The organism is Achromobacter sp. (genome assembly GCF_050285585.1).
Classification (GTDB): domain Bacteria; phylum Pseudomonadota; class Gammaproteobacteria; order Burkholderiales; family Burkholderiaceae_B; genus Achromobacter.
Genome location: NZ_JBLZXF010000031.1, coordinates 40,464 through 54,670, shown reverse-complemented (window position 1 = coordinate 54,670; position 14,207 = coordinate 40,464). Strand labels below are relative to the sequence as shown.

The 14,207-nt window shown below is 68.9% G+C and carries 12 protein-coding genes; 6 read left to right on the top strand and 6 right to left on the bottom strand.

The annotated features are described in order from the left end of the window. Positions 1 to 77 precede the first annotated feature (77 nt). On the bottom strand, positions 78 to 1,286 hold the full coding sequence (locus ACN6PJ_RS26055; protein WP_427998682.1) for an ABC transporter substrate-binding protein: 1,209 nt from the start codon (positions 1,284 to 1,286) through the stop codon (positions 78 to 80). Between the two features lie 134 nt (positions 1,287 to 1,420). Continuing rightward, positions 1,421 to 2,992, bottom strand: coding sequence for an amidase (locus ACN6PJ_RS26050; RefSeq protein ID WP_427998681.1), 1,572 nt, complete (start codon positions 2,990 to 2,992; stop codon positions 1,421 to 1,423). Between the two features lie 164 nt (positions 2,993 to 3,156). On the opposite strand from ACN6PJ_RS26050, the gene ACN6PJ_RS26045 reads away from it, so the two are divergent. After that, positions 3,157 to 3,846, top strand: a complete 690-nt coding sequence (locus ACN6PJ_RS26045; RefSeq protein WP_427998680.1) for a FadR/GntR family transcriptional regulator — start codon at positions 3,157 to 3,159, stop codon at positions 3,844 to 3,846. A gap of 20 nt (positions 3,847 to 3,866) precedes the next feature. On the opposite strand, the gene ACN6PJ_RS26040 is transcribed toward ACN6PJ_RS26045, so the two are convergent. Genes ACN6PJ_RS26040 through ACN6PJ_RS26030 form a run of 3 tightly spaced genes read right to left on the bottom strand, consistent with a single transcriptional unit; the run spans position 3,867 to position 6,403 of the window. Next, a complete protein-coding gene (locus ACN6PJ_RS26040) occupies positions 3,867 to 4,448 on the bottom strand; it encodes an amino acid synthesis family protein (RefSeq protein WP_427998679.1) in 582 nt (193 codons plus the stop codon). 34 nt (positions 4,449 to 4,482) lie between these two features. Further along, positions 4,483 to 5,451 carry a Bug family tripartite tricarboxylate transporter substrate binding protein gene (locus ACN6PJ_RS26035; protein ID WP_427998678.1) on the bottom strand — a complete coding sequence of 323 codons (969 nt, stop codon included), beginning with the start codon at positions 5,449 to 5,451 and terminating at the stop codon, positions 4,483 to 4,485. Between the two features lie 43 nt (positions 5,452 to 5,494). Further along, the gene (locus ACN6PJ_RS26030; RefSeq protein ID WP_427998677.1) at positions 5,495 to 6,403 is read right to left on the bottom strand and encodes an NAD(P)-dependent oxidoreductase; all 909 of its coding nucleotides are present in this window, start codon (positions 6,401 to 6,403) and stop codon (positions 5,495 to 5,497) included. A 125-nt stretch (positions 6,404 to 6,528) separates the two neighbouring features. Between ACN6PJ_RS26030 and ACN6PJ_RS26025 the strand changes: the two genes are divergently transcribed. Further along, positions 6,529 to 7,428, top strand: coding sequence for a LysR family transcriptional regulator (locus ACN6PJ_RS26025; protein WP_427998676.1), 900 nt, complete (start codon positions 6,529 to 6,531; stop codon positions 7,426 to 7,428). A gap of 17 nt (positions 7,429 to 7,445) precedes the next feature. Here the strand turns inward: ACN6PJ_RS26025 and ACN6PJ_RS26020 are convergent, their stop codons facing one another. Then, on the bottom strand, positions 7,446 to 8,309 hold the full coding sequence (locus ACN6PJ_RS26020) for a pirin family protein (RefSeq protein WP_427998675.1): 864 nt from the start codon (positions 8,307 to 8,309) through the stop codon (positions 7,446 to 7,448). Positions 8,310 to 8,483: 174 nt separating this feature from the next. Between ACN6PJ_RS26020 and ACN6PJ_RS26015 the strand changes: the two genes are divergently transcribed. From ACN6PJ_RS26015 to ACN6PJ_RS26000, 4 genes are all read left to right on the top strand, one after another. Next, on the top strand, positions 8,484 to 9,023 hold the full coding sequence (locus tag ACN6PJ_RS26015) for a DNA-deoxyinosine glycosylase (RefSeq protein WP_427998674.1): 540 nt from the start codon (positions 8,484 to 8,486) through the stop codon (positions 9,021 to 9,023). 127 nt (positions 9,024 to 9,150) lie between these two features. Further along, a complete protein-coding gene (dsrO, locus tag ACN6PJ_RS26010) occupies positions 9,151 to 9,921 on the top strand; it encodes a sulfate reduction electron transfer complex DsrMKJOP subunit DsrO (protein WP_427998673.1) in 771 nt (256 codons plus the stop codon). Between the two features lie 19 nt (positions 9,922 to 9,940). Next, on the top strand, positions 9,941 to 10,975 hold the full coding sequence (gene nrfD, locus ACN6PJ_RS26005) for an NrfD/PsrC family molybdoenzyme membrane anchor subunit (RefSeq protein WP_427998672.1): 1,035 nt from the start codon (positions 9,941 to 9,943) through the stop codon (positions 10,973 to 10,975). Between the two features lie 30 nt (positions 10,976 to 11,005). After that, positions 11,006 to 14,206 carry a tetrathionate reductase subunit A gene (locus ACN6PJ_RS26000; RefSeq protein ID WP_427998671.1) on the top strand — a complete coding sequence of 1,067 codons (3,201 nt, stop codon included), beginning with the start codon at positions 11,006 to 11,008 and terminating at the stop codon, positions 14,204 to 14,206. Position 14,207: the final 1 nt, after the last annotated feature.

The window sequence follows — 14,207 nt, the reverse complement described above, 5'->3', positions numbered from 1 at the left end:
GCCGCCGGGCCGCCCCCAGGCGAAAAGCGCCCCCTCGGGGGGCAGCAAGCGCGCGTAGCGTGCGCAGCGTGGGGGCATCATTTCGAGGGTTTGACCACTTTGTCGATCTGCAGCGGCTGACCGGAAGCCTGGATCAGCGTGGTCTTGCTCAGCGGTTGATCCACCTCGGTCAGCTGGTAGGTGACATAGGGAATGTCGACCCACTGCTGGTAGCTGTAGCCGGGCTGCTGAGAGAAGCTGAACTTGCCGCGCACGCCTTCGAACTGCATGCCCTGCAGAGCCTTGATGATGGCGGCGCTGTCGGTCGACTTGGCTTCCTCGATCGCGCGGGCGATCAGCAGCACGGAGTCGGCGGCCTGGAAGATCAGGCGGTTGGGTTCGGTCTTGGCCTGCTTCTGATAGGCGGCAGCGACGTCCTGGCCCAGCTGGGGCATGGGCATTTGCGGGTGGTACAGGCCGAAAGCCAGCATGTACTTGCCGGCTTCCTTCACGTTCTTCCAGAAGTCGGGATAGTCGGCGATGCCGGCGCCGTCGTAGAACCAGGTCTTGGCGCTGGGCGCCACGCCCTGTTCGTACAGCTGGTTCATCAGGATGTAGGCAGCCGGCGGCAGCATGATGTTGACCACCAGGTCCGGCGGATTGCCGCGCAGCGGCAGCACGGCCGGGGTGAAGTCCTTGCCTGCGCGATCCAGCGCCACGTATTTGTATTGGGTCTGCGGCGCGGCCTTCTTGAGGAACTCGCCCAGCAGCTTGGCCTGGCCGATGCCGTAGTCGGTGTTTTCGGCGAAGGCCACCACGCTCTTGACCTTCAGCGCGGCGATCGTATCGGCCATGGCGCTGGAGACGCGCGTGTTGTAGTTGGCCGGGTTGAAGACCTCGGGGTAGCCCTTGGCGCGCACGTCGTCGGACCAGCAATTGGTATTGACGTACGGCACCTTGTAGCGGTGCACGACCTCGATCTCGGCCAGGCATACCGAGCTCTGGTGGCCGCCGGTGACGGCGACGACCTTGTCCCGCGAGATCAGTTTCTCGGCCGCCGCGCGGCCCTTTTCCGGAATGCCCTGATCGTCTTCGTAGACGATCTTCAGCGGACGGCCCAGCACGCCGCCCTTGTCGTTGATCATCTTGGTGATGATCTCCACGCCGTCCTTCACCTGCGTGCCTTGCACCACGGAGCCGGGAGGGGATTGCGCGATGCTCACGCCTATGACGATGGGATCCGCGGCTTGGGCGGAGGAGACTAGTACGACCGCGGATACGGCTGCGGCAAAGCGAAGCAGTTTCATCGTGGTTTCCTTTTGGAAAGGAGCTGCGGCGATGCCGTCGTCCGCGAAGGCGAACGGTGTCGGCGGTCGGGGAACGTCGTCTATTTTTTAATCCTGTAGTACCGGTCTGACCAGCTAGTGTTTACCAGCATGCGTTAGGAACCCAGCAGCGCTTCCACCCGCGCGGCGGCGTTCAGCACGCGCCAATCGGCGCCGCGCGCCCCGGCGATCTGCAGGCCTATCGGCAGGCCGTTGCGACCGCTGCCGCAAGGCAGCGTCAGGGCGGGCATGCCGGTCAGGTTGAAGGGCATGGTGAGCCCGGTGACGGCGGTGTGCAGCGGCACTTCCTGGCCGCCGATGACCACCGCGCCGGCGCCCGAACGCGGCGGCTCGATGCGCAGGGTGGGCGTGACCAGCACGTCCACCGCCTCCATGGCCTGGTCGAACGCGCGCGCCAGCACCGCGCGGCCGCGCTGCGCCCGCGTATACCAGGTGGCGGGAAAGAACTGGCCGATCTCCAGCCGCACCCGCACGTCGGCGCCCAGGGTGTCCGGCTGGTCGATGAGCCGGCGCCAATGGATGTCGGTGGCTTCGCTGCACAGGGTGGCGAACTGCAGCGCGGCGCTGTGCTCGACGCCGGGCAGGTCCACCGGGACGAGCGTGGCCCCGTCCGCCTGCATCAGCGCCAGGGCGCGGTCGACGGCCTGGGCCACGTCGTCGGCCAGGGGGGCATAGAAGTAATTGCGGGGCACGCCCACGCGCAGCCCGGTCAATGCGCCGACGCTGACCGTGCGCTCAGCCTGGCCCGCCATGATCGAAAAGGCCAGCGCCGCATCCGCCACGCTCGCCGCGATCGGCCCGAGGTGGTCCAGGCTGGCGCCCAGCGCCTGCGCGCCGTCGCGAGAAATGGCGTCGAAGGTGGGCTTGAAGCCGACCACGCCGCAGCAGGAAGCCGGGATGCGGATGGAGCCGGCCGTATCGGTGCCGATCGCCAGCCGCACGATGCCAGCGGCCACCGCCGCCGCCGAACCGCCGCTGGATCCGCCCGCCGTATAGCCCGCCGCCCGCGGGTTGCCCACCCAGCCGTAATGCGGGTTCTCGCTGGTGATGCCGTAGGCAAGCTCGTGCAGATTCGTCGTACCGACCACCAGGGCGCCGGCGTCCCGCAGCCGCGCCACCGCAAGCGCGTCGCGCAGGGCGGGGGGCGGCTTCAGGCCGCCGCTGCCGTTGGTCTGGGAGAAGCCGGCGACCTGCATCAGGTCCTTGACGGCGAACGGCACGCCCATCAGCGGCATGGCGGCGCCTTCGCGCAGCTTGCGGGCCGCGGCGGCGGCGGCGCCGTCCAGCGCCGGCGTGTCCGACAAGGCGATGAAGGCGTTCAGGCCGGCCTGCTGGCGCGCGGCGGCCAGCGCGGCCTTGGCCGCCTCGGCCGCGCGTTCGGGGGCGTCCCGGCATTCGCGCGCGATGGCGGCGATGCCGGCCACATGGCGCGAGACGGCGATGCCCCGGCCCGCCTGCGCGGCGGGGAGCGCGTCGCCGGGCGCGGCCGGGGGCGGGGCCAGGTAGCCCAGATCCGCATCCGGCGCCAGCGCATCCAGCATTTCCAGTTCGGGGAGGTTGACGCGCAGCCGGTCCAGCCAGGCCTGGCGCCGCTCGGGATAGGGGTAGTCGCCCAGTCGGGCGAGGGCGTCGACGGCGCGGGCGAATCGGTCGTGGAGGTCGGTCATGAGCGGCGCTTAATAGAGGTTGGGGCGGGGCCCCGGCGGCGCGCCGGGGGTGTTGTCCGGCCCGGTTTTATCCTTACCGGTCAGACCAGTTGGGTGTCATAATGCCCAGGCAGGATTTGGCTGTCAACGACCTCCGAGGCGCCCGCGCATTGAGGAATTCCACGATGAACACCGTCGAACACATCGCCCAGCAATTGCAGGCCCGCATCCGTTCGAGCGAATGGGCGGCGGCGGGCAAGCTGCCGGGGCAGCGCCAGCTGGCCGAGTCGCTGGGCGTCAGCCGCGCCTCGCTGCGCGAGGCCATCACCATGCTGGAAGGCCTGGGCATGCTGCGCAGCGAGGCCGGCCGCGGGGTGTTCATCGCCAGGCCCGGGGAAAAGGGCCTGGGCAGCGCCTACGGACGCTGGCGCTTCCAGGGACGCTATGCGTTGCGCGACGTCTATCTGGTGCGCAACCAGCTCGAGGAACTGGCGGCCGGCCTGGCGGCCAGCGTCGTGACCCAGGCGGGGCTGAGCCGTCTGCACGCGACCATCGAACAAATGGAACAGGCGGCCGACGCCGGCGACCTGGTCACGATGTCGGAGGGCGACCACGCCTTCCATGCCTGCCTGTTCGAGATCGCCGGCAGCCCGATGCTGCTGGATCTGGCCGAGAGCATCGGCGATGTGGTCGACGGCAGCCGCCAGGTTGCGTTCGCGGATCCGGCGAGGGTGCGCGAACCCATCCGCGAGCACGCCGAGATCGTCGGCGCGCTGGCCACGGGCTCCCCCGAGGCGGCGCGCCGCGCGATGCGGGCGCACATCTGCAACGTGGCCGACCGCGCGGGGCTGTCCCTGACGATTCCGGGCGCCTAGGCCTGGCGCCCGGCCCGGCCTTAGCGCTGGCCGTCGTGGACGCAGACCGCTTCCTTGGTCAGCCCGCCCAGGCGCGAATGCACGCGGCCGCCCGTGCCCATGACCAGCGCGAACAGGATCTCGTTGGCGCGCGGCGCGTCCTGGATGCCGATCTCGATGCTGTTGAAATGGCTGCGCACATAGGAGGCGTGGATGTAGTGCACCGGCACCATCATCCGGTAGCCCGCCACGGCCACGGCCTTCACTGCGGGCACCATGGCCTTGGGTTCGCCCAGCACGCTGCGCATCGCCCAGCCGCCGGCTTCGTGCCAGACCGCGCCGTGTTCCATTTCTCCGTCCAGGCCGACGATGGCGGCCTTGCTGTAGACCTCGACCTTTTCCTTGCCGCCCAGCGTCTCGACCAGTTCCGTGGCCAGCAGCGTGCCCAGGCTGCGCAGTTCGGCCATGAAGGGCATGAGATCCGCCTCGTACCGGCCGGCGTAGGGATTGCGGATGACGGCGCAGGAGGCGGCGAGCTTGAGGGGCTGCGCCGGCGCCGGGCCGTTTTCATGGAAGGTGGTTTCGACGATGAGGCAGCGCTTGCGGATATCGATCAGCGACATTGAGGGAATTCCTGGAAGGGGTTGAAGGCGTGGATCATTGCGGCGGAATGCCGGTTTCCTTGACGATGGCGGCCCATTTGTCGATTTCGGTCCGGACGAAGCCGCCGAATTCGGCAGGGGTCTGCGTCTTGACGGTCAGGCCCTGGCGCGCATAGGTCTGCTTGAGTTCGTCGTTGGCCAGGGCCTTGCGCAGCGATTGGGACAGGCGGTCGAGCACCGGCCCCGGCAGGCCCGCCGGACCCATCAGGCCGAACCACACGGTCAGGTCGAAGCCGGGCGCGCCGGTTTCATTGAGCGTAGGGATGTCCGGCGCCAGCGCGAAGCGTTCCGGCGTGCTGACTCCATAGGTCTTGACCTTGCCGGCGCGCGCCTGCTGCAGGCCGTTGGCCAGGTCGGTGAAGGTGAGGTCCACGGTGCCGCCGATCACGTCGGTCAGCGCTTGAGGGCCGCCGCGATAAGGCACCGGCGTGACGTTGATCTTGCCCATGGCGGCCAGCTTGGCCCCGAAGACCTGGGCGCTGCCCGATCCGTACGCATAGGTCAGCTTGCCCGGATTCTGGGTGCCGTAGGCGAACAGATCGGACACCTTGGTGCCCGGCATGCGCGGCGAGCCCACGAGCAGATACGGGGTCTCGGCCACGGCGCCGATGGGGGCGAGATCGGTGGCGGGGTTGTAGGGCAGGTCCTTGAAAAGGCTCACGCCGCTGGCGGCCGTGGACACGCCCACCACCACCAGCGTGTAGCCGTCGGGCTTGGCGCGGGCCACGTCGTGGGTGCCGATGATGCCGTTGGCTCCCGGTTTGTTTTCCACCACCACGGGCTGGCCCAGGTCGTCGCTCATGGCCTTGCCCAGGCTGCGGGCCACCACGTCGGTGATGCTGCCTGGCGGAAAGGGCACGACCATGCGGATGGGGTGGTCGGGATAGGGCGCGGCGCGGGCGCCGGCGGCGGCAAGCAGGGCCGCGCCCAGGCCGAGCGCCAGCATGGCGGCGGATCGTTTCATGTCTGTCTCCTGTCGGTGTCGTTATGGTCGGCGCGAGGACGGTTCAGTCCGGCGCGGGGGCGTTCAGGCGCCCCAGGTAGCGGTGGATCTCGGTGTTGTCGGCCCCGGCGGGCAGCGCCTCGCGGGCGCGCTGCCACAGTTCCGTGCACAGCGACAACTGCGTCGCGGACACGCCGGCCAGCGCCTGCAGCGAATCGGCGGTGCGCAGGTCCTTGGCCATCAGCGCCAGCGCGAAGCCGCCGTTGTAGGCGCCCGGCACGATGAACTGGCGCAGCTTGGTCTCGGTGGCGACGTTGCGGCCGCTGGAGGCGTTGAGCACGTCGGTGAATACGTCCAGGTCCAGGTCCATGCGCTGCGCGATCAAGAGCGCTTCGCTTGCCGCCAGCAGGCCGGCGGCGTAGACGTAGTTGTTGAGCGCCTTCATCGCATGCGCCGAGCCCACCGCGCCGGTATGGATGAGCGAGGCGCCCATGCGCGAGAGCACCGGGCGCACGCGCTCCAGGCCGGCGGCATCGGCCCCGATCATGATGGCCAGCGTTCCCGCGGCGGCCTTGGCCACCGCGCCCGACACCGGCGCATCGATCAGCGTCACGCCCGCTGCGCGCAACCGCGGCGCCAGCCGCAGCGTCTCGGCGGGGTTGGACGAGCCCATGTCCAGCAGCACCGAGCCCTCGCGCATGACGGCGGCCAGGCCGTCCTTGCCTTCGATCACCGCGTTGGTGACGGCGCTGTCCGGCAGCATGGTAATGACGATGTCGCAGCCGGCCAGCGCCGGCAGGCTGGCGGCGGGGTTGAGCGTCTTGCCCCAGGCGGGATGCGCCGCCAGGCGTTCCAGGCGCGCCGGATCGCGGTCATGGGCCAGGATGTCGAAACCATCCCCGCCGCGGGCGAGGTTCTCCAGCATCGGCAGGCCCATCATGCCCAGGCCGACGAATCCTATCTTCAATGTCATGCATTCCCTTTATCGAATCGCTCTGAAAAGTGCGCTAGGCGCCGTCAGGAATGCTAATGAATGCTTAGGTTTTACAGTTATGCTAAGTTGGCCAGGGGATATAACAAACGATTATCGGATCAGCCATGCGTTTCAAGCTCAGGCAGATGGAAGTGTTCCGGGCGGTGATGTTGACCGGCTCCATGAACGGGGCGGCCAAGCTGCTTTTCGTGTCGCAGCCCGCCATCAGCCGCCTCATCGCCCATACGGAGCTCAGCCTGGGCCTGCAACTGTTCGAGCGCGACAAAGGCAAGCTCACGCCCACGCCGGAGGCGCACCGGCTGTTCCAGGAAGTGGGCCCGCTGTTCGAGGAAGCGCTGCGCATCGATGAGCTGGCCCGCGACCTGGCCGAACGGCCGGAAGGCGCATTGACGCTGTGCTCCAGCCCCAGCCTGGCGCTGAACTTCGTGCCGCCCGTCATCGCGCAATACCTGGAGCTCTATCCCAACGTCAGGCTCAAGTACCACACCACGCTGCTGGCCGACATGGCGCACGAACTGCTGGGGCGCAAGGCCGAGCTGGCCATCTCCGTGCTGCCGATAGACCATCCCAATTTGGTGGTGGAGCCGCTGGCCACCGGCGAGATGGTCTGCATTCTGCCGCAGGGACATCCCCTGGCGTCCCAGCCGACGGTGGGGCTGGCCGAGCTGGCCCGCTGCCGGCTCATCCTCTACAGCCGCAATATCCCCTTCGGGCAGTTGGTGGCCGCGGCCTTCCAGCGGGCCAATGTGAGCTGGACCTCGGCGGTGGACATCGTGCGCGCGGAACTGGCCTGCGCCCTGGTGCGCGTGGGGGCGGGCGTGGCGATCGTCGATCAGTTCTCGGTCGGGGAGCAGGGCTGGCCCGGCGTGGTGACGCGGCCGCTGCGCGAATCGATACCGCTGTCGCTGAGCCTGGTGCGTTCGCGCTTCGAGCGTCCCGGCCGGCAGGTGCAGCGTTTCATGCGCCTGATCAAGGAGCATGCGCGCGCGGGGCCGGCCCGCTAGGGCCGGCCCCGCGCCGCTCAGTGCATCCTGCCGTAGCGGCCGGCGTTGAAGTCCTGGATGGCTTCGACGATTTCGGCCTGCGAGTTCATCACGAACGGGCCGTAGCCGACCACCGGCTCATCGATGGGCTCGCCGCTGAGCACCAGGAACATCGCGTCGTTGTTGGCTTCGACGGTGATGTCCTCGCCCTCTTGCGAGAACAAGGCCAGTTGCGCGTCGCGGGCGACGGATTCGCCGTTGACCAGCACCGTGCCGCGCAGCACCACCAGCATGCTGTTGCGGCCCGCGGCGACCGGGAAGGTCGCGGACTTGCCGGCGGCCAGCTTCACGTCCCACACGTCCATGGGCGTGAAGGTGCGCGCCGGGCCGGCCTGGCCGGCGTAGCTGCCCGCGATCACGCGCAGCGTGCCGGCATCGTCCGGCAGCGCCACCGCGGGGATGTCCGCGTTGAGGATGCCTTGGTAACCCGGCGCCGCCTTCTTGTCCTTGGCGGGCAGGTTGACCCAGAGCTGCACCATTTCCAGCTCGCCGCCCTTGCGGGTGAACGCCGGGGAATGGAATTCCTCATGCAGGATGCCCGAGGCCGCCGTCATCCACTGCACGTCGCCGGGGCCGATGACGCCGCCGTTGCCGGTGGAATCGCGGTGCTCGACTTCGCCGCTGTAGACGATGGTCACCGTTTCAAAGCCGCGGTGCGGATGCTGCCCCACGCCGCGCGGATGCTCGGCCGGCTCGAACTGGGCCGGGCCGGCGTAGTCCAGCAGCAGGAAGGGGCTGGTGTGCTTGTCCTTGTCGTTGTAGGAAAACATCGAGCGCACGGGAAAGCCGTCGCCCACCCAGTGGGGGCGGGGGCTGGCGTGCAAACCGAGGATTTTCTTCATGGTCGTATTTCCTGTTGCGCGGCCCCTGCGGGGCCGTTCGTCATGGTTATGAAGATAAGGGCGCAACGCCGCTGGCGGTAGTCCCCGCCATTGATAAGCACTGTTCCACCTATCGGACGGTGAGCAGGCGGGGGGAGGCCTGCCCGGCCTGGCGGCCTCGCGTATCCTGTCGCCATGCACACCATCACGGACCCGGCCCGGGCAGGGCAGAACGACCAGGTGCAAGGCTTCGAGCCGGTGGCGGCGCCGGACGCCCGCATCCTGGTGCTGGGCTCCATGCCCGGCGTGGCCTCGCTCAGGCAGGCCAGGTATTACGCGCACCCGCGCAACGCCTTCTGGCCCATCGCCGCAAGCGTGTTCGGCTTCGATCCCGGCCTGGACTACGCGCAGCGCCTGCAGGCGCTGCAGGCGGCCGGCGTCGCCTTGTGGGACGTGCTGCAGGCCTGCGAGCGTCCCGGCAGCCTGGACGCCCACATTCGCGGGGACACGCTGGTCCCCAATGATTTCGCCGCATTCCTGGAACGCCACCCGGGCATCGTGCGCGTGTGTTTCAACGGCGGCAAGGCCGCCTCCCTGTACCGCAGGCATGTCCTGCCCGGCTTGGCGGCCGGACTGGAATACATCGACCTGCCGTCGACCAGCCCCGCGCACGCGGCGGTCTCGTTCGAGCAGAAGCTGGCCGCCTGGAACCGGGCGCTCACGCTTCGGGATTGAGCGCGGAAGCCCGCTAAAGGACGGGAAAACCCGAGTAATCTGTCCCCGGTTGATTCAAATCAAGCCTCTATATAACTCCAGGTGATAAGTTAATTCTCGTAACAGATATGTCGCTTGGAGAACCGTGATGCATACCCCCGCCAGCCCCCCGGAAACGCCTTTGCCGGGTAAACGAGGCTTCCTCAAAGGACTACTTGGGCTGGGGGCGGCGGCCACCGTCATACCCATCCGCGCCGAAGCGACGGGTTTGAACGGCCAGCCCCCGCGCCGCCCGGGCATGCCCGGCAAGCGCTACGGCATGGTCGTCGACATGCGCAAATGCATCGGCTGCCAGTCCTGTACGGTCAGCTGTTCCATGGAAAACCTGCCTCCCATCGGGCAGTTCCGCACCACCGTCCTGCAATACGAAGTCACGCCCGCCGCGGGCGGCCCCGCCTCCATGGTGATGCTGCCGCGCCTGTGCAACCACTGCGACAACCCGCCCTGCGTGCCCGTCTGTCCGGTGCAGGCCACTTTCCAGCGCGAAGACGGCATCGTGCTGGTCGACAACGAACGCTGCGTCGGCTGCGCGTACTGCGTGCAGGCCTGTCCCTACGACGCCCGCTTCATCAACCATGAAACGCAGACCGCCGACAAGTGCACCTTCTGCGAGCACCGTCTCGAAGCCGGCCTGCTGCCCGCCTGCGTGGAAAGCTGCGTTGGCGGCGCCCGCGTCATCGGCGACCTGAACGATCCCGATAGCGCGATTTCCCGGCTGCTGGCCGAGCACAAGGCCGACATCAAGGTGCTCAAGCCCGAAATGAAGACCGATCCCCACGTCTATTACATCGGCCTGCCCGATGCGTTCGTCCATCAGGTCGATGGCCAGGCCGGCGTGCGGCTGGCCGGCGGCCATTGAGCCATCGAAGGGGATATCCATGCAGATCTCGGAATTGCTCACACCGGTCTACGACGCGGCCTGGCTGCCCTGGGCCGTGCAGTACTTTTTCCTCATCGGTATCAGCGCAACGACCGCGCTGACCGCCGCGTTCTCGGCCTTCGGGCGCGCGGACTCGCCGGCGCGCCGGTTGCTGCCCGCCGCCGTGACGGTGCTGTTGGTCAGCGCCATCGCGGCGCCTGTATCGCTGTTGGCCGACCTGCACCAGCCGGGGCGCTTCTGGCATTTCTACGCGCACGTCACGCCCTGGTCCTGGATGTGGCTGGGCGCGCTGCTGCTGCCGGTGTTCGTGATCCTGTCGCTGTTGTTCTGCGCCGCCTGGTGGCGGGGCCGCGACAGCGGGATGCGCGCGGTGGGCGCGGCCTTGGCCGTCTCGGCGCTGTCGATCCTGGTCTACACCGGGGCCGAAGTCATGGTGCTGCGTTCACGGCCCCTGTGGCACACGGTGTTCCTGCCCGTGAATTTCGCGCTGACTGCTTGGCTGGGCTCGCTGGGCGCCATGTTCCTGATGGGCCGCTGGCTGCCGGGCGGCATGCGCGCCATGCCGGTGGACATGCTGCGCCGGCTGAGCCTGACCGCCGTCGCGATGATGGCGCTGGGCGCCGGCGCCTGGGCGCTTCTGGGCATGCTGGGGATGGATCCGTCCTTCGACGCGGCCCTGCGCCTGTTCGCCGAGTTCCCCATCTGGCGCATCAGCCTGGCGGGCGCGGTGATCACCGCCTTCTGCATGATCGCGTTGCTGCAGCGCCCCGCCCGGACACTGGCCGAGTCCCTACCGTCGGCCGCGCTGGCGCTGACCATGCTGGCCGCCGCCTGGATCTTCCGCTGGGTCGTATTCATGAGCGTGCAGGGCGTGCCGAAATACGGCGCCGGCCTTTATCTGTACGACATGCCCTGGGGCAGCGACGGCCTGCTCGGCATGGTGGGCGTGCTGGGCCTGTGCGTGGCGCTGGTCGCCGCCGTGACCTACGCCCTGGAGCTGTTCCCCGCGCGCGAGCGGGGCACGGCGGCCTGACGCAAGCAAAAGAACCTGGAAGAGTAAGCAATGGACAAGCAACACAAAGACGACAAGCCTGGCGCCGCGGGCGCCGACGCGCCGGAACAGCCGCGCGACGAGGCGCGGCGCAAGCTGATGGTGCGCGGCGGCCTGGTGGCCGGCGGCATGGCGGCTTTTGCGGCGGGCTACGGCGAAACCGTGACCCGCGCGGTCAAGGGCCTGGCGCAGGGCACGGCCGGCGTGCCGACAGCCCATGCCGTGCGAGGCAATTCGCTGACTCCCGAGTTCCGAATCGATCCCGTGACGGGCGCGCTCGGCGCCCAGCCTGGCCAGACGGTCAGCCCGTCGAGCTGCCTCGGCTGCTGGACCCAGTGCGGCGTAAGGCTGCGCGTGGATACGAAGGAAAACCGTATCCTGCGCGTGGCGGGCAATCCGTACCACCCGCTGGCCACGACCCGGCCCGCCGCGATGGAAACACCGGTGCGCGAGGTCTACGCGCAGCTGGGCGGCGACAACGGCCTGGAAGGGCGGGCCACCTCATGCGCCCGCGGCTCGGCCATGCTGGAGCAGATGAACAGCCCCTTCCGCGTGCTGCAGCCGCTGAAGCGGGTGGGCGCGCGCGGCGAGGGCAAGTGGCAGACCATCTCGTTCGAGCAACTGGTGCAGGAGGTCTGCGAGGGCGGCGACCTGTTCGGGGAAGGCCACGTGGACGGGCTGCGCGCGATCTTCGACCGCGAGACGCTGCTGGACCCGCAGAACCCCGAGTACGGCGCCAGGGTCAACCAGTTCCTTTTCACCGACGCCTCCAACGAAGGCCGCACCCCGCTGATCCAGCGCTTCGCGGGCCAGTCGTTCGGCACGGTCAACTTCAGCAACCACGGTTCCTATTGCGGCCAGAGCTTCCGCGTGGGGGCGGGCGCCGCCCTTGGCGACCTGAAGGGCATGCCCCACGGCAAGCCGGATTGGGACAATGCGCGCTTCGGCCTGTTCATCGGCGCCGCGCCGGCGCAAGCGGGCAACCCGTTCCAGCGCCAGGCCCGCCAACTGGCCGAGGCCCGCGTGCGTCCGGAAGACAACGGGTTCAGCTATGTGGTGGTTTCGCCGATGCTGCCCGCGTCGTCCAGCCTGTCGGCCGGATCGGGCAACGAGTGGGTGCCGGTCAACCCGGCGAGCGACCTGGCGCTTGCCATGGGCCTGATCCGCTGGATCCTGGAGCATGAGCGCTACGACGCCAGGATGCTGTCGCAGCCCGGCCCCGCCGCCATGAAGGCCGCGGGCGAGGCCTCCTGGACCAACGCGACCCACCTGGTGGTGGCGGAAGCGGGGCATCCGCGCCAGGGCAGCTTCCTGCGCGGCGCGGACCTGGGCTGGCCGCGGCCGGCCGATGCCGGCGAGAAATGGGAGGACGTGTACGTCGTGCGCCTCGAAGACGGCACGCTGGCGCCGCATACCGCGGCCTCGCCCGCCGCGCTGTTCGTCGACGCCACGGTGGCCGCGCCGGGCATGGAGGGCGCGCCGCAGGCGCTGCGCGTCCGGTCCTCGCTGTCCTTGCTGCGCGAGGAAGCGCAGCGCAAGACGCTGGACGAATACGCCGCGCTGTGCGGCGTGCCGGCCGCGAAGATCGCTTCGCTGGCCGAGCGCTTCACCAGCTACGGCAAGCGCGCAGTGGCCGACGCGCACGGCGGGACGATGAGCGGGGCTGGCTTCTACACCGCTTACGCCATCGCCATGCTGAACACGCTGGTGGGCAATCTGAACGTGGAAGGCGGGCTGGTGCTGGACGCCGGCCCGTTCCCGCCCTACGGCCAGGGGCCGCGCTACAACATCGCCGGTTTCGCCAACCGCGCCACGCCCAAGGGCGTCGGGCTGTCGCGCAACCGCTTTCCCTACGAGAAGTCCAGCGAGTTCAAGCGCAAGAAGGCGGCCGGCCAGCCGGCATATCCGGCGGACGCGCCCTGGTACCCGGCCACCGGCGGGCTCAGCTCGGAGATGCTGGCCTCCGCGCTTGCGGGTTATCCGTACCGCGCCAAGGTCTGGTTCAACCACATGAGCAACCCGCTCTACGGCATCGCCGGCCTGAAGCGCGTCGTCATCGACAAGCTGAAGGACCCGAGCGTCCTGCCCCTGGCGGTGTCGATCAACCCCTTCATCAACGAAACCAACGCCCTGGCCGACTACATCGTGCCGGACACGGTGACCTACGAAAGCTGGGGCGTGTCCGCGCCCTGGGCGGACGTGGTGGCCAAGGCCTCCACCGTGCGCTGGCCGGCCGTGCAACCGCGCGTGGCGCGCACCGCTGCCGACGAGCCGGTCTGCCTGGAGACCTTCCTGATCGCCTGCGCCAAGCGGCTGGGCATGCCGGGCTTCGGCGCGAACGCCATTTCGGACAAGGACGGCGTCAAGTACGCGCTCGACACGCCGGAGGACTTCTTCCTGCGCGGGATGGCCAACATCGCCTTCGCGGCGGGCCGGCCGGTGCCGCAGGCCAGCGACGACGACATGGCGCTGACCGGCGTGGACCGCTACGGCGACTTGCTGCGGCAAAAGCTCAAGCCGGACGAATGGCGCCAGGTCGCGATGCTGATGAGCCGAGGCGGCCGATTCGACAGGATGGAGGACGCCTGGGCCGGCGAGGGCGCGGCGCGGCAGACGCGCCTTGCCTATCCCAAGCCGCTGCACGTCTGGAGCGAGGAGCTGGCGGGCTTTCGCCATTCCATGACCGGCGAGCGCTATAGCGGCTGCCCGACCTGGTATCCGACGCGCCTCGCGGACGGCCGCGACATGCGCGCGGAATACGGCGAGCAGGACTGGCCCTTCCTGCTCAGCTCGTTCAAGTCCAACCTGATGAGCTCCATGTCCATCGGCGTCAATCGCCTGCGCCAGGTGCATCCCCACAACCCGGTGTCGATCAACCGGCAGGACGGCGACCGCCTGGGCATACGCAATGGCGACGCGGTGCGCATCGTGACGCCGGGCGGCGCGGTGACGGGGCTGGCGCTGCTGCGCGACGGCATCCAGCCGGGCGCGGTCGGCATCGAGCACGGTTATGGCCATACGGAGCTGGGCGCCCGCGCCCACGTGGTGGACGGCAAGCCCATGCCGCACGATCCGGCGCTGAGCGCGGGCGTGAACCTGAACGATCTCGGCTTCGGCGACGCCACGCGCGGCGAGCACGCCAACGTCTGGATCGATTGGGTGTCCGGCGCGGCCGTGCGCCAGGGGCTGCCGGCGCGGATCGAGCGCGCCTGAG